A 16,682-nucleotide genomic window follows, 5' to 3' on the forward strand; every position below is an offset into this window, starting at 1 on the left:
TCCCCAGTGTGCGTGCCGTCCTGCGGCACGTCCGGTGGTGCGGGACCCGCCTGCGCGGCTTCCCTGGTGTCATGACGTCCACCATCGACCCCGCCACCGGCCGTGACGCCGTCTGCGGCACCCCGTGTGGTGTCCTGCGCCGCCCGGCCGCGCTGGACCGCAACCTCGATGTCTCCGGGCTGGTCGACACCGGCTCCGGGCTGCTGGACCGGGCCATCTTCACCGACGAGCAGCTGTACCGCCAGGAGTTGCGCCGGGTTTTCGCCCCGAGCTGGCTGTTCCTGGCGCACACCGACCAGCTCCACAAGCCCGGCGACTTCTTCACCACGTACATGGGCGAGGACCCGGTCATCGTGACCATGGACAAGCAGCGGCGCATCCGCGCCTACCTGAACTCCTGCCGGCACCGCGGCGCCCGGGTGCTGCGCGCGGACTGCGGCGCGACCCGCAACTTCACCTGCACGTATCACGGCTGGGCCTACGACCTGGACGGCAAGCTGGTGTCGATCCCGAACCGGGACGGGTATCCGGACTCGTTCGACAGCGCCGACTGGGGCCTGGTCGAGGTGCCGCACGTGCAGACGTACCGGGGCCTGATCTTCGGCACCTGGAATCCGGAGCCGGTGTCGCTGCGTGACTACCTCGGCGACATGGCCTGGTACATGGACGCGATGCTGGACCGCGACCCGGCGGGCACGGTCGTGGTCGGCGGCGTGCACAAGTGGGTGCTGGAGGGCAACTGGAAGCTGGCGGCCGAGCAGTTCGCCACCGACTGGTACCACGTGAACATGAGCCACGGGTCGGCGCTGATGGTGCTGTCGCCGACGAAGAATCCGAAGGCCGAGATCGTGCACCGCACCGGGCGGCAGTACACCGACCCGAACGGCCACGGCGCCGGATTCCCGGTGCACCCGAAGAACCGCTTCAACACCCCGAAGCTGCACGAGTGGACCGATTACGCGGCGCTGCGCGAACGCCTCGGCGACGCCCGGGTGGAGGGCCCGATGACCGACGGCCACGCCACGGTGTTCCCGAACTTCTCCTATCTGCCGGTGATCGGCACGATCCGGGTCTGGCATCCGAAGGGCCCCGATCGCATGGAGGTGTGGGCGTGGACGGTGGTCGACAAATCGCTGCCGCCGGAAGTCCGTGAGGCACAACGGCTCTACAACCTGCGCACCTTCGGCCCCAGCGGCATCTTCGAACAGGACGACGGCGAGAACTGGAGTGAGGTGCAGGCCGTCTCGCACGGCTTCGTCACCAACCGGGTGCCGTTGAACTACCAGATGGGTATGGGTTCCGAGCGGCACGACGGCCGCTACCCGGGCACGACCAGCGAGCTGTACAGCGACGGCGCGGGCCGCGCCTTCTACGGCCGCTGGCGCGACCTGATGAACACCCCGGCCTGGCACGAGAAGGAAAACCGATGATCAGCACAGGAATTCGCGTCGCCGCGCTCGACGACATCCCCGTCGGCGAGGGTATCGCCGTGGACCCGTCCGTCACCGGCGCCGCGGACGCGATCGCGCTGCTGCGCGACGACGACGGCGTGGTCTACGCGCTGGACGACACCTGCCCGCACGAGGTGGCCTCGCTGGCCGAGGGCTGGGTGGAGGGCGGCTATGTCGAGTGCCCCATGCACGCCAGCAAATTCTGCTTGAGAACCGGTGCGGTGCAATGCCTTCCGGCGACCTCGGATGCCCGGCCGCACCGGGTCGAGGTGCGCGACGGTGAGGTCTTCCTCTACCCGGGCCAGACGCCGTGACCGGCTCGGTCGTGGTGGTCGGCGGCGGCATCGCCGGGGTGAGCACCGTCGCCGCGCTGCGGTCCGGCGGTTTCACCGGCGAGATCACCCTGGTGGACGCGGGGGAGTTCCCCTACGATCGGCCGCCGCTGTCCAAGGACTTCCTCGCCGGATCGAAGTCCCTCGCCGAGATCGCCCTGCAACCACCACAGTGGTTCGACGACAACAAGATCCGGCTGCTCACCCGCACCACCGCGATCGCGTTGCGGGCCGGCGCCGGGGAGGTCGAACTGTCCGGTGGCGGTCCCGTGCGCGCCGACCGGGTGGTGCTCGCCACCGGCGGTCGCGCGGCCCGCCCGCCGATTCCCGGCGGCGACAGCGACCGCGTGCACGTGCTGCGCACCGCCGAGGACGCGCAGCGGCTGCGCGCGGCGCTCGGCCCCGGGATCCGGCTGCTGGTGGTCGGCGCCGGACTGATCGGTGCCGAAACAGCCTCGACCGCAGTCGATCTCGGGTGCGAGGTGACCCTGGTCGATCCGGTGTCCCCGCCGCTGGCCGGTGTGGTCGGCACGGAGATCGCCGCGTGGCTGCACGAGATGCACACGGCCCGGGGGATTTCGCTGCGCCGGGCCGGGGTGGCCGAATTGCGGGAGACCGCGGCCGGGATCGAGGCGACGTTCACCGCCCCCGGCCCGGTTGCGCCGCGGACATCGTTCACCGAGCCGGATTCCGCTGTGCCGCAGAGATTGTTCACCGGAGCGGATTCGGCTGTGCCGCAGACGTTCGACGCCGTCGTACTCGGCGTCGGCATGGTGCCGGACACCGCGCTGGCCGCAGCCGCCGGGCTGGACATCGATCGGGGCATCCTCGTCGACCGCCGGCAGGTCACCTCGCATCCAGCGGTGCTGGCCGTCGGTGATCCGGCCCGGGTCCGCGACGGTGGCGTGCTGCTGCCCCGGACCGAGCACTGGGAGGCCGCGCAGCGCGACGGACAGCGTGCGGCCGCAACGATTCTCGGTGCCCCGGTGCCGGTGGACGGCATCCCGTGGTTCTGGACCGACCGGCACCACCGGCACGTGGAGGCGATCGGTTCGATGTCCGGCGCGGACCGTGTCGTGCACCGCGGGGTGCCGGGCGAGTCACCGTTCGCGGCGTTCGGCCTGCGCGACGGGCGGGTGATCGCCGCGGTCGCCGTGGACGATTCGAAGGCGGTGCGCGCCGCGCGCCGCCTCGCCGACGGCGGCATCCCGGTCGACCCCGACCGCCTCGCCGACCCCGGCACCGACCTCCGAAAGCTGTTGCGCGGCTGACGTGCCGCTCTGCGGCACGACCGCTTCACCGCCTCCGGCAGAAGGGATCAGATGAGACCGTGAGCACTCCGACAATGCCGTCCCGGGCCGGCCTGCACGCCGACCGCGACCTCCACTTCGAGGTGGAGCAGCTGTACTACCTCGAGGCCGAACTGCTCGACGAGAACCGGTTCACCGACTGGCTGGACCTGCTCGCCGACGACCTGGACTACTGGATGCCCACCCGCACCAACCGGTTACGCCGGCAGCAGGCGCTGTCGGTCGCCGCGCGCGGCGAGGCGGGCTACTACGACGAGACCAAGGACAGTCTCGCGTGGCGGATCCGCCGCTTCGATTCCGGCATGGCCTGGTCGGAGGATCCGCCGTCGCGCACCCGGCATCTGGTGACGAATGTCGTTGCCCATCATGTGGATCCGGACGAGCACCCCGGATTCACCGTCGACGACCTGCTGGTGCGCTCGGCATTCCTGGTGTACCGCAACCGGCTCGAACGTGAGGAGAACGTCTTCGCCGGGCAGCGCACCGACATCCTGCGCCGCACCGCGGACGGGCTGCGCGTGGCCCGCCGCACGATCCTGCTGGACCAGAACATCCTGCAGGCGAAGAACATCTCCACCTTCTTCTGAGACCCGTTTCCCGCCCCGGAGGCCATTGATGACCGCGACCGAATCGCCTGCGCAGCAGGATGCTTCCTTGATCCACCACACCGTGTCCACCTCCCTCGGCGAGATCGCCGTGGCGGAGGCCGGTTCCGGCCCGGTCCTGGTGATGCTGCACGGCGGCGGCCCCGGCGCCTCCGGGGTGAGCAACTACCACCAGAACCTGCCCGCGCTGACCGGGCGGTTCCGGGTGATCCTGCCCGATCAGCCCGGTTTCGGCGGCAGCTACCGGCCCACCGAGGCGGACCTCGACGAGCGCTCGATCACCGAGATCACCGTGGACGCCCTGTATCAGGTGCTGGACGCGCTCGGCATCGGGCGATTCCATCTGCTGGGCAACAGTCTCGGCGGCGCGGCCGCGATCGCCATGGCCCAGGCCCGCCCGGAGCGCGTGACGGGATTGGTGCTGATGGCTCCCGGCGGCGGCTGGCTGCCGTTCGGGCCGACCCCCACCGAGGGGCAGAAGGAGATGTTCCGCTACTACAACGGCGGCGGGCCCACCGAGAAGAAGATGGCGAACTTCATCCGCACGATGGTGTTCGACCACGAGCAGTTCGGCGCGGACGTGGTCAAGGCCCGGTACGAAGCGTCGCTGGACGACAGCCACATCGCCTTCTACCACCGCTACAACGCCGCGTTCGGTAAACGCCACGGCATGGATCCGCTGTGGCGGGACCTGGACCGGATCACGGCGCCGACGCTGCTGCTGTGGGGCCGCGACGACCGGACCATCACCCTCGACGGCGCACAGATCATGCTGCGCAACATCCGCGACGTGCAAATGCACGTCTTCGGGAACTGCGGCCACTGGGTACAGCTGGAACGGGCCCGCGAATTCGAGCGCCTGGTCGGCGATTTCCTCGGAGATCTGTCGTGACCGGCTGGCTCGACGGCTACGTCGCCCTGATCACCGGCGGCGGGTCGGGCATCGGCCGCGCGGTCGCCGACCGGTTCGTCGCCGAGGGTGCTGCGGTCACCATCGTCGGCCGCGGCCTGAACCGGCTCGAGGAGGTGGTGGCCGCCAGCGCGGACCCGTCCCGGATGCACGCCGTCGAGGCCGACGTCCGCGACAGCGATCAACTGCACGCCGCGGTCGCCGAAACCGTCTCCCGTTTCGGCAGACTCGACACCCTCGTCGCCAACGCCGGCATCTGGGACTATCAGCGCCAGCTCACCCGGCTGACCGCGAAGGAACTGTCCGACACTTTCGACGAGGTGTTCGCGATCAACGTCAAGGGCTACCTGCTCGCCGCCGAAGCGGCCTGGCCGGAGTTGGTGAACTCCCGCGGCAGCATCGTGATGACGTTGTCCAACGCCTCCTTCCATGTCAACGGCGGCGGCCCGGTCTACACCGCGAGCAAACACGCCTGCCTGGGCCTGATGCGGGAACTCGCCTACGAACTCGCCCCCAAGGTCCGCGTCAACGGGGTGGCGTGCGGCGGCATGAACACCGACCTGCGCGGACCGGAATCACTTGCCCTGCAAGATCGTTCACTGGCGGTCTCGTTCGCGAAGCGGCCCGTCGACGCCCCACCCCCGCAGATTCCGCTGCACGATTCCAGCACCGACCCCCGCGATTTCACCGGTTCCTACGTCCTGCTCGCCTCCCGCGAGCAGAGCGGGCCGATCACCGGACAGGCGATCTCGGTCGACGGCGGTATCGGCGTGCGCGGCTTCGCCACCAGCGCCGGTGGCGACCACCTCTGAATCAGCTCACCGACGAGCACGAGGAGTTTCGATGAGCACGGCGAATCCGCCGAATTCCGGTGCCACAGTGGATATCAACCCCGCGCGAGCGATTCGCGCGAACTCCCGGTACCAACCGGAGCGGATCGCGATCCGCTATGCCGGTGGCGATCTCACCTTCGCCGCGTTGGAGGACCGCGCCGCCCGGTTGGCGACGGTGCTGCACGGCCTGGGTGTGGGCGTGGGTGACCGGGTCGCGTACCTGGGCCTGAACAGCAGCAGCTTCCTGGTGACGATGCTGGCCGGGTTCCACCTCGGCGCGGTCTTCGTCCCGGTCAATTTCCGGCTGGCGGGAATGGAATTGGAGTCCGTGCTGCGGGACAGCGGCGCGACGGCAGCGGTCTGCGAGGACGGTCACCGCGACATCCTGGACTCGGTCCGGACGCGCACGATGCTGCGGCACTTCCTGCTGGTCGACGACGATCCGCAGGTCCCCGCGACCGCTGCCGCGGCGGACTGGCTGCCGTGGCGCGCCCCGATCGCCGTGGCCGCGCCCATGGCCACGGTGCTGCCGCGCACCTTCGACGACCCGGCCATCCTGATGTTCACCTCCGGCACCACCGGGCTGCCCAAGGGTGTGACCCTCACCTACGGGAACATCTGGTGGAACGGCGTGAACGTGGATACCCGGCTGGACACCCGCCGCGGTGACGTGACCCATGCGGTGGCCCCGTTGTTCCACATCGGCGGGCTCAACGCACTCGCCCTGCGCACCCTGATCCGCGGCGGCACGCTGATCGTCCGGCGCGCCTTCGAACCCGCCGCGATGCTGCGGGATCTGGTGGAGTACCAGGTGAATTCGATGTTCGCGGTACCCGCCATGCTGGCCGGACTGGCCAGGGTGCCCGGCCTGCCCGAGGCTGATCTGTCCCGGCTGCGCAGCGTGGTGGTGGCCGGTGCGCCGGTGCCACCGTCGCTGATCGAGCAGTTCGCCGCGCACGGGGTGGTCCTGCAACAGGCATGGGGCCTCACCGAGACCGCGCCGTTCGCCACCCACCTGCCCGCCGAGCACACCCTGGCGAAACTCGGGTCGGCGGGAATCGCCATGCCGCACACCGAGGTCCAGGTGGTGGATCCCGTCGACAATCTGCCGGTCGGACCGGGGGTCAGCGGCGAGATCGTGGTCCGCGGTCCCAATGTCACGCCCGGATACTGGAACAACCCGGAGGCCACCGCGGCGGCCTTCGATCGGGACGGCTGGTTCCATTCCGGCGACATCGGCTACCTGGACGCCGACGGCTACCTGTACATCGTGGATCGGTTGAAGGACATGATCATCAGCGGCGGCGAGAACATCTATCCCGCCGAGGTGGAGCGCGCACTCGCCGACATGCCGGGGCTGGTGGACGTGGCCGTGGTCGGTGCCGCGGACGAGGAATGGGGCGAAACCGTGGTCGCGGTGGCCTGTTTCGGCGAGGGCACTCCCGCGACCCTGGACGACGTCCGCGATCACGCCGCCGTCACCCTCGCCCGCTACAAGCTGCCCCGCGAGTTGCGCATCGTGGCTGCCGTGCCGCGCAACGCATCCGGCAAGCTCGACAAGCGCGCGGTGCACCGGCTGATCGGTGGGGGACAGTGACGCAGGCGGTTTCGGCGGGTGACCGACGGTCATCCGGCGCCCCGGCCCCCGCGCGGTGGAGCCGCCGGCGCTGGCCGCACCGTGGACGGCCACGGTTGTGAACCGCTCTCGCGCAACGATTCTGCTCGACGTTCGCGGTCCGGGCGGCACCGCGGCGACCGTCGAGCTGCAACGCTGCGCGGCGGGCCGGCTGCGCTCCGCCTACCCTGTGGACCGGCACGATGTCGAGGTTCGGATCGGTCCGTCCGCCCGCACGATCGGTGCACCGGCCGCGCCGTTGCTGACCGAGTTGCTCGGCGCGCTCGTGGCCGGGATCGAGTCGGCGGATCCACGCTGCCGCCGGATCCTGATCGCCATCGCGCCCGGCGCGTCCGCCCTGTGTACCGCCGCGACGGCAGCGGGGTTCCGGCACGTGGTCGACGTGGACCTGCCCGGCGCGGAGCTGAGCCTGCTGGTCGCCGAACCGGCCTGGGTCACCGCCGTGGACCCGGACCTCGACCGGGTACCCGGCACCTGACACCCGACGTCGGATCGATTGCGCGACAGGGTAACCCGGCCGCGGAACGACGCCCCCGCGGCCGGCGACGATCAGGGGACGCGCACCGGCTGCGCGCGCCCCGCGATCTTGGACGCGGCCGCGCAGATGCGCCGCAGCACCGGCTCCAGCCGCCGGGTGTCGAGCTGCCCGTGGCGCCCGGCGATGGAGAAGGCCGCGACCGCGCGGCTGGAGCCGTCGAACACCGGCGCCGCCATACAGGACACTCCGAGGCGGCTCTCCTGCTCCTCGTAGGCGATGCCGGTGCGCCGGACGACCGACAGCTCATCGGCCAGGCGGACCGGGTCGGTGACGCTGTGCGGTGTCATCCGCCGTGGCTCGGTGACCGGCCCGCCCGGGTCGGTGCGGTACGCGAGCAACGCCTTTCCCACCGCGGTGCAGTGCGCCGGAAGCCGGCCGCCGATCCGCGACGGGACCGCCACCGTCCGATGCCCGTACAGTTTCGCCAGGTAGACCACCTCGCTGTCGTAACGGGCGGCCAGGTGCACGGTGTGATGGGTCGACTCGTAGAGGTCCGTCAGGTACGGCAGCAGCAGATCGCGCAGACGCTCGCACTCCGGCGAATACACCGAGGCGCCGAGTTGGTGCAGCCGGGCACCGAGCCGATAACCGGTGCCGATCCGCTCCACGACGCCGTTGCGTTCGAGCATGCCGAGCACCCGGAACGCGGTGGACTTGCTCAACTGCGCACGCCGCGCCAACTCGCTGACCCCCAGCCCGGCGCCGGTCTGGTCCTCGAAGGCGAGCAGCAGGCTGACGGCCTTGTCGACGGCGGCGCGATCGTCACGTACCGGCGTGGCGATGGATGTGGTCATAGCGGACTTCCTCTGCGGGGGTCACGAGCGTGCCCGACGCGACGACTGTCAACTTCAGTAACCGGATCGGCACTTCTAGGTAACCATGATGCAAGCCGCTCGCATGGTTCGTCAATAATGACGAAGTGGTAATTAAAAGTGACGGAAGGTCGCCGGGCGCCCGCCTGCGCGGGGGGCTGCCGGAAGATCGTCGGGGGTGCGGCGCCGCCCGGTCCACTGATCAGTAATAATGACGATATGCACAGTAAAAGTGACGGCCGGATCGACGAGAACGAACTGGTGGCCCGCAACGTGCACCGTTACCGGCTGGAACGGGCCATGTCGATCGGTGAGCTTGCCCGTCGCTCGGGTCTGTCGAAACAGACGCTGTCGAAGATCGAACACGGCCTCGGCAATCCCACGATCGATACCCTGGCCCAGCTCGGAGCGGCACTGGACGTGACCGTGCGCCGGTTGCTCACCGAATGGGGCACCCCGGTGTATGTCCAGCGCGCCGACGACGCCGAGTGGCACACCGCCGGTCACCGCCTCGAGCGCATGCTCGACGAGACCTACGGCTCCGGCTACGTGCGCACCCTGGTGCTGCGCCTGGAGCGCGCCGCCGGCGAACCTCAGGTGATCGAGCCGCACGCCCCCGGGACCCTGCACCACCTCTACGTGATCACCGGCAAGATTCGCACCGGCCCGCTCAACGACACCGTCGACCTGGCCGCCGGTGATTTCGTCCGTTTCCCCGGCGACACCCCGCACCGCTATGTCTGCCTGACCGACCGCGTGGTCGCCCACATGGTCACCACACTCCCGCAGGTCCGCCAGTTCGGCTCCACCGTCACCCGCGACGGCACAACCCCCGGCGCCTGATCCCGTCTGCCACGGAATGCGGCGCACGAGGGCCTGGCCGTCCGCTGGAAACGCGTCGGCGCGGTCCCGCTGCCTGTACCGGCGGGCTGCCGGGAAGCCCGGTGGGGGCGCACTGATGGGTTCCCGAAACGAAAACAGCAGGTCAGTCGCTTATGAAAAGCTTCTGACCTGCTGTTTCTCTCGTGCGCGATACTGGGATTGAACCAGTGACCTCTTCCGTGTCAGGGAAGCGCTCTCCCGCTGAGCTAATCGCGCAGGTTGTGCCTCTTTCGAGGCGGCGACGGGAATCGAACCCGTGTGCACGGCTTTGCAGGCCGTTGCCTCACCACTCGGCCACACCGCCAACCAAGGCCGGGTTGGCCTTTCGAGCGGATGACGGGATTCGAACCCGCGACCCTCACCTTGGCAAGGTGATGCGCTACCAACTGCGCTACATCCGCACATCGCGCTCTCCGCGATTCGGCTCCCGGGCGGCTCTTTCGTGCCATCCGGCTGCGAGAGGAAACATTAGCCCACCCCCCGCGCAAGCAACAAATCGGCTGGTGAGAGGGGGTAAATTTGAATTACACCCCTGTCGTTCCGCAGCTCGGGGCCCTCAACCCAGCTGCCTTCCCCACTTCCACGGGCCCACCTCCTGTCACCACCCCTTACGGCACGCGAACCGCCAGGTCGAGACGCGATTTGGTACGACAGGGGTAGAGCGTGTTAATGTTCCATCTCGTTCGGAGCGGCAATCACAAGCCATCACGAACACCCGCACGGTCTCATAGCTCAGCGGGAGAGCGCTCGCCTCACACGCGAGAGGTCGCTGGTTCGATCCCAGCTGGGACCACAGACAACAAATCCGCAGGTCAAGGGCCTGTGGATTTGTTATATTTGCGAGTTATCCGAACTATTTCCATACTGTGGCGTACGCAGTCCGAGCGGAGACTGCATCTCGCGCGGCAGTTTATCGACGTCGTCGGCGACTGTCGCTACCAATGCCAGGCGTCAACGCAGCCGCCTATCGGGTCCACACCAGTGCGTGACGTCACCAGCTTGGGACACCCCGCCAGAGGGACGTCTCTGAGCGCCGAGTTTCCTTTGCTGCCCGTGCCACGAGGGCCGACCGCGGTGGTGACCGGACGGGGCTGCTGCACCAGGTGGTGACACTGTCACCGAATCGTGCAGCAGCCCCGACCCTCTCAGGTCAGTACACCTAGGGCTTGTATCGAAGTGAAGTGTGGGGTGGCACCGGGTAGCGGTGCCACCCCTGGTTCCATCTACGATGGAACTGGTTGGGGGCGTTGGCATATAGGCGAGGTCTCCGGTAGATCGGTGAGCGACCAAGCACACCGGAGACCACACCGGAGACCTCGTGACCAGCGTAGCGGTGGCGGGGCGGTGGCGGGGCGCGCGGACCTGACCGATGCCCAATGGGCGAGGCTGGAACCGTTGCTGCCCCGTGGCAAGAAGGCGGGCCGCCCGCCCGCATGGACGAAACGGCAGCTCATCGATGGAATCCGATGGCGGGTGCGAGTCGGGGCGCCGTGGCGCGACGTTCCGGCCGAGTACGGTTCCTGGCCGGCCGTGTACAGCCTGTTCCGCCGCTGGCAGCGGGCCGGGGTATGGGCGCTGATCCTGAAACTACTGCAAGCACTCGCCGAGAAGGCCGCCTCGATCCGCTGGCAGGTGAGTGTGGACTCCACGGTCATGCGAGCCCATCAGCATGCCGCCGGTGCCCGCCGTGACAGCGCCGGACAGGCCGAGCCGCCCGGCGGGATCTGCGAACCGGAGCCCGGCGATCACGGGCTGGGCCGGTCGCGAGGCGGATGGCCGGCGAAGCTGCACCTGGCGTGTGAGCAGGGCTGCGGGGTGCTGTCGCTGCTGATCACCCCGGGCCAGGCCGGTGACAGTCCACAGTTCACGGCGGTGCTGGACGCGATCGCGGTGCCGAAACTCGCCGGCGGACGGGCCCGGGTACGACCACAGCGGGTGCTGGCGGACAAAGCGTATTCCAGCCACGGTAACCGGGAATGGCTACGCCGCCACGGGATCAAGGTCACGATCCCGACCCCGTCCGATCAGATCGCGAACCGGCGCCGCCGCGGCCGCGCCGGTGGTCGCCCCCCAGCGTTCGACAAGGTCGTCTACCGAGACCGCAACGCTGTCGAACGGGGCATCAACCAGCTCAAACAACACCGGGCCGTCGCAACCCGCTACGACAAACTCGCCGTCCGCTACCTCGCCACCATCCATATCGCAGCCATCAATCAATGGCTCCGACACCAGTAACGGCAGACCACCAGCCCACACCACTTCGATACAAGCCCTAGTGTTCTGCGCCTGAAATTCGTTGGTTAATTGTAGGATTCGGCGGTGGTGAGGACAGGGCGGCCGCGGTCGGGTCCGGATTTGGTGGTGACCGAGGCTCAGCGTCGGGAGTTGGTGCGGGGTGCGCGGGCGGCGACCTCGACGCAGGCGTATGCGTTGCGGTGCCGGATCGTGCTGGCCTGCGCCGTACCGGGTGCGTTCAACACACATGTCGCGGCCGAGGTGGGCGTGACAGCGATGACGGTGCGTAAGTGGCGGGGTCGTTTCATCGAGTACGGGCTGGCGGGCCTGGCCGATGAGCCGAGGCCGGGCCGGCGGCCATCGATCCTGCTGGATCAGGTGCAGCAGGTGGTCGAGATGACTGTCGAGCAACTGCCCTCGGATGCCACGCACTGGTCGCGGTCTTCGATGGCCGCGCGGACCGGACTGTCGAGATCGACGGTCGGGCGGATCTGGCGGCGGTTCGAGCTGAAACCGCATCTGGTCGACGGTTTCAAGATCTCCACTGATCCGTTGTTCGTGGAGAAGGTCGTGGATGTTGTTGGCCTGTACCATAATCCACCCGAACGGGCGGTGGTGCTGTGCGTGGACGAGAAGTCGCAGATCCAGGCTCTGGACCGGTCGCAGCCGGTGCTGCCGATGATGCCGGGCATGCCCGAGCGCCGCACCCACGACTACGCCCGCCACGGCACCACCAGCCTGTTCGCCGCGTTCAACATCGCCGATGGCACCGTGATCGGTGAACTGCACCGCCGGCACCGGGCCGCCGAGTTCCGCGCATTCCTGACCAGCATCGACAAGGCCGTACCTGCCGGACTGGATGTGCACGTGGTCTGCGACAACTACGCCACCCACAAGACACCGCTGGTCCAGCAATGGCTGGCCGGGCATCCGCGGTTCCACGTGCACTTCACCCCGACCGGCTCGTCCTGGCTCAACCAGGTCGAACGCTGGTTCGGCTTCCTCACCCAGCAACTGCTGCGCCGCAGTGTCCACAAAAGCGTTGCGGCACTGGAGAAAGACCTCCGCCACTGGGTCGACCAATGGAACACCAACCCACGCCCGTTCGTCTGGCGCAAGACAGCCGAAGAGATCCTCGACTCCCTCGCACGATATCTGCAACGAATTTCAGGCGCAGAACACTAGAGAACCTATCCACAAAGTTGCCGGAAAGTTGCCATTCTCCTGCTGGACCGGTGCCGACACGAGATGATGTTTCGACGAGGTCGAGCACAAAATCAAAGTCACCAAGGTCGAAACCGTCCCGATGACACCTGCACAGTACAAGCGCGCAGTTAGCGCTCTTGCCGTCCTGATCGCCGATTGGGAGAAGAAGAACCTGAGCGAAGACGGCCAAATCGTCGCCGAACCGAACCCGCCGCAGGCCTATAAGAATTCAATCGATCCGGTTCAGCGAATGCAGCCGCACTACTGCGGATACACGCCACCCGATCGTGTCACGAGACCTGCGGTTGCCGGACGAATTCCCGAACTGGGCGAATCGATACGGTTCGCCCGTTTACCAGCAGTTCCATTGGTTCGTTTATTGGTACGTTGGGGACCCCAAACGCTCCGGCGTACGAACCGCCCCTTCGGGGGCGGTTTCGTTGTTTTGGCCAGCTGTTTCATCATCTGCCTCCACCTTCACTGGTCATAGCAAGGCAAGCCGCCCCGGACCCGTTGTCGATCGCTACCGCGTCGCCCTGCTCATCGTTACTGCGGTTAGTGCCGCCACGCCCTGATCTTGCTGTGGTTCGAGGGCCGCGACGCTCCTCAGCCACAGGCTCGGGGTCGGGCAACCGCCGCTGCCGCCCGATATCGTACGCCCGAAAGCGCCTCTCCCGCCTGGAGGCACGGGACCCTGACGGGTTCAATTCTGCACTGCGGGACAGGCACTTTCGCGCGTAGTAGGTGCCGGGGACTTGTTTGGTGGAGATGTCGAGGCCGGAAGCTGTCAATCCGGATGAGACATCAGGCTGCGTAGGGGGTTTGTGGCGGGTGGTCGGTTCGGAGGGTGGCTGGCGGTTCGTTGATCCAGACCCGGATCGGCAGCCTGGGTGGTAGCGGTCGGCGGCCGTGGAAGCGTTCGGGGTGAGCCGTGAATGCCTGGTCCAGGGTCTGGGCTCGGCGTTGCTGGATCCCGGCGGCGGTGCCGTCGTGTACCGATGCTGCTGTGTGCCATGCGATCCCGGAATGGCGGTGCTCGTAATTGTAGTACCGGAAGAACGCCGCGCAGAATTGGCGTGCGTCTTCCAGCGAACCGAACGCGCCGGGAAATGCTGGGCAGTACTTCAAGGTTTTGAAGTTCGCTTCAGAGAAGGGGTTATCGTTCGACACGTGTGGCCGGGAATGGGACTGGTCGACCCCGAGCCGTGCATACAAGCCGGCGACGGTGTTCGATGTCATCGACGTGCCGCGGTCGGCGTGGACAGCGCCGGGTATGACGCCGTTATTTGCTTCGATGGCGTGGAGGATGAATTCTTTGGCGAGTTCACCGGTTTCGGTGGGCCAGATCTCCCAATGGATCACCTTGCGGGAGAAGATGTCGAGGATGACATACAGTTGATAATAGATTCCGCGGGCGGGGCCTTTCAATTTCGTGATGTCCCACGACCACACCTGGTTCGGTGCGTCGGCCATCAGTTCGGGTTTCTTGCGCGGCGGGTGGATGGCTTGGGCGCGGCGTTCGCCGGTCTGGCCGCGCTCACGCAGTAGTCGGTACATGGTGGCCACACTGGCCAGGTAGACGCCCTCGTCGAGGAGCACCGCCCACACCTGCGCGGGTGCTTTGTCCGCGAACCGCGGCGAGTCCAGCACCGCCAGAATCCGGTCGCGCTCGGCGTCGCTGAGCTGCGCCGGATGCCGACCCGGCCGCCGTTGCCGGCGCGGGTGCGGTATCGGATTACGGCGCCGATACTCGGTGGCACGAGACCTTCCCAACAGCGAACAGGTCGCCGAAACACCCAGTAGCTGTTCCAATCCCGGCGTCTGCTGGGTGAGGATGGCGTCTACTTGCCGTCGGAATCCGCGCTCTCGGAGATCTGTTCCAAGAGCGCGAAGGCTTTTCCCGCCAGATCCAGGGCAGCCTTGGTCTTACCCAGTTGTGACTCGAGTTTCTCGTTCTTCGCCGCCAGCTGCGTGGAATCGGATTTCAATTTCCGGTTCTCCGCCCGCAGCCGTTCCAACTCCTCGGTCACCGGATCCTTCGCCGGTTTCCCGGTCGTCGCGGACAGAGTTCCCTTCGACTGTTGTTTACGCCAATGCTCGATATGGGAATGGTAGAGACGCTCCGACCGCAACAAGGCGCCGCGTTCCGGGCCGCCTTCTGGCAGGGCGTCGTATTCGGCGAGGATCCGCGCCTTGTACGCGGCGGTGAACGTGCGCCGCGCCGGCCGCCCCGTCTTCTTGCCCACCGGCCCATTCTGCCCCGCCGCCGTCGCGGCGGCCTGGTCGGCCAAGGTCATCGTCACTGCTCGATCGTTCCTGTCTCGCCCTGGTCTACCTCAAAGGAGTACAGCGTCCCCCTGTCTCATCCCAGACTGACAGACAGGGGGCGGATGAAAACGTTGACTTGGGAGATCTATAGCGCAATGCCACGTAGGGTAAGTGGTGCGTCCGTGTGGTTTGTCATGCGGCGGGTAGGCGTCGCAGGTTGATGGTGGCCGGGCCGGTGTGTCGGATTCCTTTGTCGCACTTGCGTTTTATCAGGTAGGCGTTGTGACGTCCGCGTTTGATCTTGCGTGGGTAGCTGCGGTGGCGCCGGGGTGGGTTGAGCCGGGTAGTGATCTCAGTGGCGACCGAGGCGGTCACGTCGGGGTCGGTCCAGCGGTGAGGGGGGAAAAGCCGCCGTGCCGGTGGCGGTGCGGCGGATGATGTTGAGTGCGTGGATGAACGATATTCGGTCGGGGTCCAGGTCGGCGGCTTCGGCGGCGCGGGCCATGACCGCGGCGATGGCGTAGTGGACGGTCAGCCACGCCCAGATCTCCTGATGGACCAATTCCGGCGACTTCGACCGGAGTACGGCGCCGGGGCCGCGGAGGTGGGTTTTCAGCTGGTCGTTCGCGGTTTCGTGTTCCCAGCGCTCGTGGTAGGCGCCGGCGATCTGGTCGGCGCGCACGGCCGCGGGATCGGTGAGGGTGGTCAGCAGCACGATCAGCTCACCGTCGGGATTACGGTCGGGCACATCGTATTCCACGACGCGCACCAGGTGCGCGTCCTCGGCTTCGTCGAGGTCCTCGCCCGCGGCCGCGGCGGCCAGGATCGCTGCACGCCGCCGTTTCGACTGCACGGCAGGATCGATGAGTACCGACACGTAGGTGCCGTCCGCATGTACCCGCACCACCGGCAGGCGCAGATTGGTCGGTGCTCGCCACACCAGTTCGGCCCCACCGGCTTTCGCGGCCGCCCACGCATCGAAGGAGTAGAAACCCCGGTCCGCGCACAAGATCTCGTCACCGAGCAGCCGCGGATACAACCGGGCAGCCGCGGCACGTTCCCCGACAGTGATCGCGGTAACCTCCGCGGCCAGAAAAACATGCGTACCGCACTCGCTCAACGCGACCACCCGCGCTTTCGGATAGGTCGAGCGGTTGTCCCCGGACCCGTGATACCCGAATTCGGCCACATTCGATTCGGTGTCAGCCACGTCCACATCGAAACCGTCGATGGCCACCAGCCGGCGCCCCGCCAGCCACGCCCCCCGCGTCGCCGGAGTCGCCACCGGTGCGGCAACCGACTCGAACACCCGCTCGAGAACCTTGGGCCCCAACCGTTTACGCGCCTGGGTGATCCCCGATGCCGTCGGCGGCGACCAGCCCGCATCCCAGCAACCCCACCGGGTCAGCGCCCCGGTCACCTTCACCGCGACCTCCTCATAGGAATCGCCGCCGAACAGGCACAACGCCATCGTCAGATACGCCACCACATGCGGAGGCAACTTCCCGCCCGACCGCTGCGCACGCGCCCCGCACACCATGACCGCATCCTCCACCCGAGCCCGGTCCACAACCCCTGCCAGCACACCCAGCGACACCATGTCCGGCGTCGCCACCACCACGTCCGTCACCCCCGAGACACTGCCACACCCCCACCACAAGCAC

16 protein-coding genes and 4 tRNA genes are annotated in these 16,682 nt (G+C 67.6%); 13 read left to right on the plus strand and 7 right to left on the minus strand.

The window, feature by feature from the left end; genetic code table 11:
* Positions 1-71: 71 nt before the first annotated feature.
* The 8 genes from LBW94_RS01675 (at position 72) to LBW94_RS01710 (ending at position 7,555) form a co-directional block, all read left to right on the plus strand.
* On the plus strand, positions 72-1,430 hold the full coding sequence (locus tag LBW94_RS01675; RefSeq protein WP_225055655.1) for an aromatic ring-hydroxylating dioxygenase subunit alpha: 1,359 nt from the start codon (positions 72-74) through the stop codon (positions 1,428-1,430).
* Positions 1,430-1,765, plus strand: coding sequence for a non-heme iron oxygenase ferredoxin subunit (locus LBW94_RS01680; protein ID WP_225056194.1), 336 nt, complete (start codon positions 1,430-1,432; stop codon positions 1,763-1,765). Before LBW94_RS01675 ends, LBW94_RS01680 begins: the two co-directional genes overlap by 1 nt.
* Entirely contained in the window at positions 1,762-3,054 is a 1,293-nt protein-coding gene (locus tag LBW94_RS01685) for an NAD(P)/FAD-dependent oxidoreductase (protein ID WP_225055654.1), read from the plus strand. The genes LBW94_RS01680 and LBW94_RS01685 overlap by 4 nt, the downstream gene beginning before the upstream one ends.
* A 74-nt stretch (positions 3,055-3,128) precedes the next feature.
* Entirely contained in the window at positions 3,129-3,680 is a 552-nt protein-coding gene (locus LBW94_RS01690) for a 3-phenylpropionate/cinnamic acid dioxygenase subunit beta (protein WP_225056192.1), read from the plus strand.
* Positions 3,681-3,708: 28 nt separating this feature from the next.
* Positions 3,709-4,590: an alpha/beta fold hydrolase gene (locus tag LBW94_RS01695; protein WP_225055652.1), complete on the plus strand. Its 882-nt coding sequence runs from the start codon at positions 3,709-3,711 to the stop codon at positions 4,588-4,590.
* Entirely contained in the window at positions 4,587-5,420 is an 834-nt protein-coding gene (locus LBW94_RS01700) for an SDR family NAD(P)-dependent oxidoreductase (RefSeq protein WP_225055650.1), read from the plus strand. Before LBW94_RS01695 ends, LBW94_RS01700 begins: the two co-directional genes overlap by 4 nt.
* Positions 5,421-5,451: 31 nt before the next feature.
* Positions 5,452-7,038 (plus strand): acyl-CoA synthetase, encoded by a 1,587-nt coding sequence (locus tag LBW94_RS01705; RefSeq protein ID WP_225055649.1) that lies wholly within the window; start codon positions 5,452-5,454, stop codon positions 7,036-7,038.
* 97 nt (positions 7,039-7,135) lie between these two features.
* Positions 7,136-7,555: a hypothetical protein gene (locus tag LBW94_RS01710; RefSeq protein ID WP_266269548.1), complete on the plus strand. Its 420-nt coding sequence runs from the start codon at positions 7,136-7,138 to the stop codon at positions 7,553-7,555.
* 71 nt (positions 7,556-7,626) lie between these two features.
* Here the strand turns inward: LBW94_RS01710 and LBW94_RS01715 are convergent, their stop codons facing one another.
* Positions 7,627-8,409, minus strand: a complete 783-nt coding sequence (locus LBW94_RS01715; RefSeq protein ID WP_225055645.1) for an IclR family transcriptional regulator — start codon at positions 8,407-8,409, stop codon at positions 7,627-7,629.
* A gap of 237 nt (positions 8,410-8,646) precedes the next feature.
* Here LBW94_RS01715 and LBW94_RS01720 point away from each other — a divergent pair, with 237 nt between their 5' ends.
* Entirely contained in the window at positions 8,647-9,270 is a 624-nt protein-coding gene (locus LBW94_RS01720; RefSeq protein WP_225055643.1) for a helix-turn-helix domain-containing protein, read from the plus strand.
* A 183-nt stretch (positions 9,271-9,453) separates the two neighbouring features.
* Here the strand turns inward: LBW94_RS01720 and LBW94_RS01725 are convergent.
* The 3 genes from LBW94_RS01725 to LBW94_RS01735 all read right to left on the minus strand — a co-directional run bounded on the left by LBW94_RS01725 (position 9,454) and on the right by LBW94_RS01735 (position 9,710).
* Positions 9,454-9,525, minus strand: a tRNA-Val gene (locus LBW94_RS01725).
* A 17-nt stretch (positions 9,526-9,542) separates the two neighbouring features.
* Positions 9,543-9,613: transfer RNA gene (locus tag LBW94_RS01730), tRNA-Cys, on the minus strand.
* 24 nt (positions 9,614-9,637) lie between these two features.
* Positions 9,638-9,710, minus strand: a tRNA-Gly gene (locus LBW94_RS01735).
* A gap of 320 nt (positions 9,711-10,030) precedes the next feature.
* Between LBW94_RS01735 and LBW94_RS01740 the strand changes: the two genes are divergently transcribed.
* The 4 genes from LBW94_RS01740 to LBW94_RS01755 all read left to right on the plus strand — a co-directional run bounded on the left by LBW94_RS01740 (position 10,031) and on the right by LBW94_RS01755 (position 13,240).
* Positions 10,031-10,102: transfer RNA gene (locus LBW94_RS01740), tRNA-Val, on the plus strand.
* A gap of 551 nt (positions 10,103-10,653) precedes the next feature.
* The gene (locus LBW94_RS01745; protein ID WP_225055641.1) at positions 10,654-11,544 is read left to right on the plus strand and encodes an IS5 family transposase; all 891 of its coding nucleotides are present in this window, start codon (positions 10,654-10,656) and stop codon (positions 11,542-11,544) included.
* 84 nt (positions 11,545-11,628) lie between these two features.
* Positions 11,629-12,729 carry an IS630 family transposase gene (locus LBW94_RS01750; protein WP_225055626.1) on the plus strand — a complete coding sequence of 367 codons (1,101 nt, stop codon included), beginning with the start codon at positions 11,629-11,631 and terminating at the stop codon, positions 12,727-12,729.
* Positions 12,730-12,850: 121 nt separating this feature from the next.
* Positions 12,851-13,240 carry a hypothetical protein gene (locus tag LBW94_RS01755; RefSeq protein ID WP_225055624.1) on the plus strand — a complete coding sequence of 130 codons (390 nt, stop codon included), beginning with the start codon at positions 12,851-12,853 and terminating at the stop codon, positions 13,238-13,240.
* A 314-nt stretch (positions 13,241-13,554) separates the two neighbouring features.
* On the opposite strand, the gene LBW94_RS01760 is transcribed toward LBW94_RS01755, so the two are convergent.
* The 3 genes from LBW94_RS01760 to LBW94_RS01770 form a co-directional block, all read right to left on the minus strand.
* Positions 13,555-14,562: an IS3 family transposase gene (locus LBW94_RS01760; RefSeq protein ID WP_225062797.1), complete on the minus strand. Its 1,008-nt coding sequence runs from the start codon at positions 14,560-14,562 to the stop codon at positions 13,555-13,557.
* Positions 14,563-14,591: 29 nt separating this feature from the next.
* Complete coding sequence (locus tag LBW94_RS01765) at positions 14,592-15,053, minus strand: hypothetical protein (protein ID WP_225062796.1); 462 nt, start codon at positions 15,051-15,053, stop codon at positions 14,592-14,594.
* A 317-nt stretch (positions 15,054-15,370) separates the two neighbouring features.
* Positions 15,371-16,648 (minus strand): IS4 family transposase, encoded by a 1,278-nt coding sequence (locus tag LBW94_RS01770; protein WP_225062805.1) that lies wholly within the window; start codon positions 16,646-16,648, stop codon positions 15,371-15,373.
* Positions 16,649-16,682 lie beyond the last annotated feature (34 nt).

It is taken from the genome of Nocardia sp. alder85J (assembly GCF_020176955.2).
Lineage (GTDB): Bacteria > Actinomycetota > Actinomycetes > Mycobacteriales > Mycobacteriaceae > Nocardia.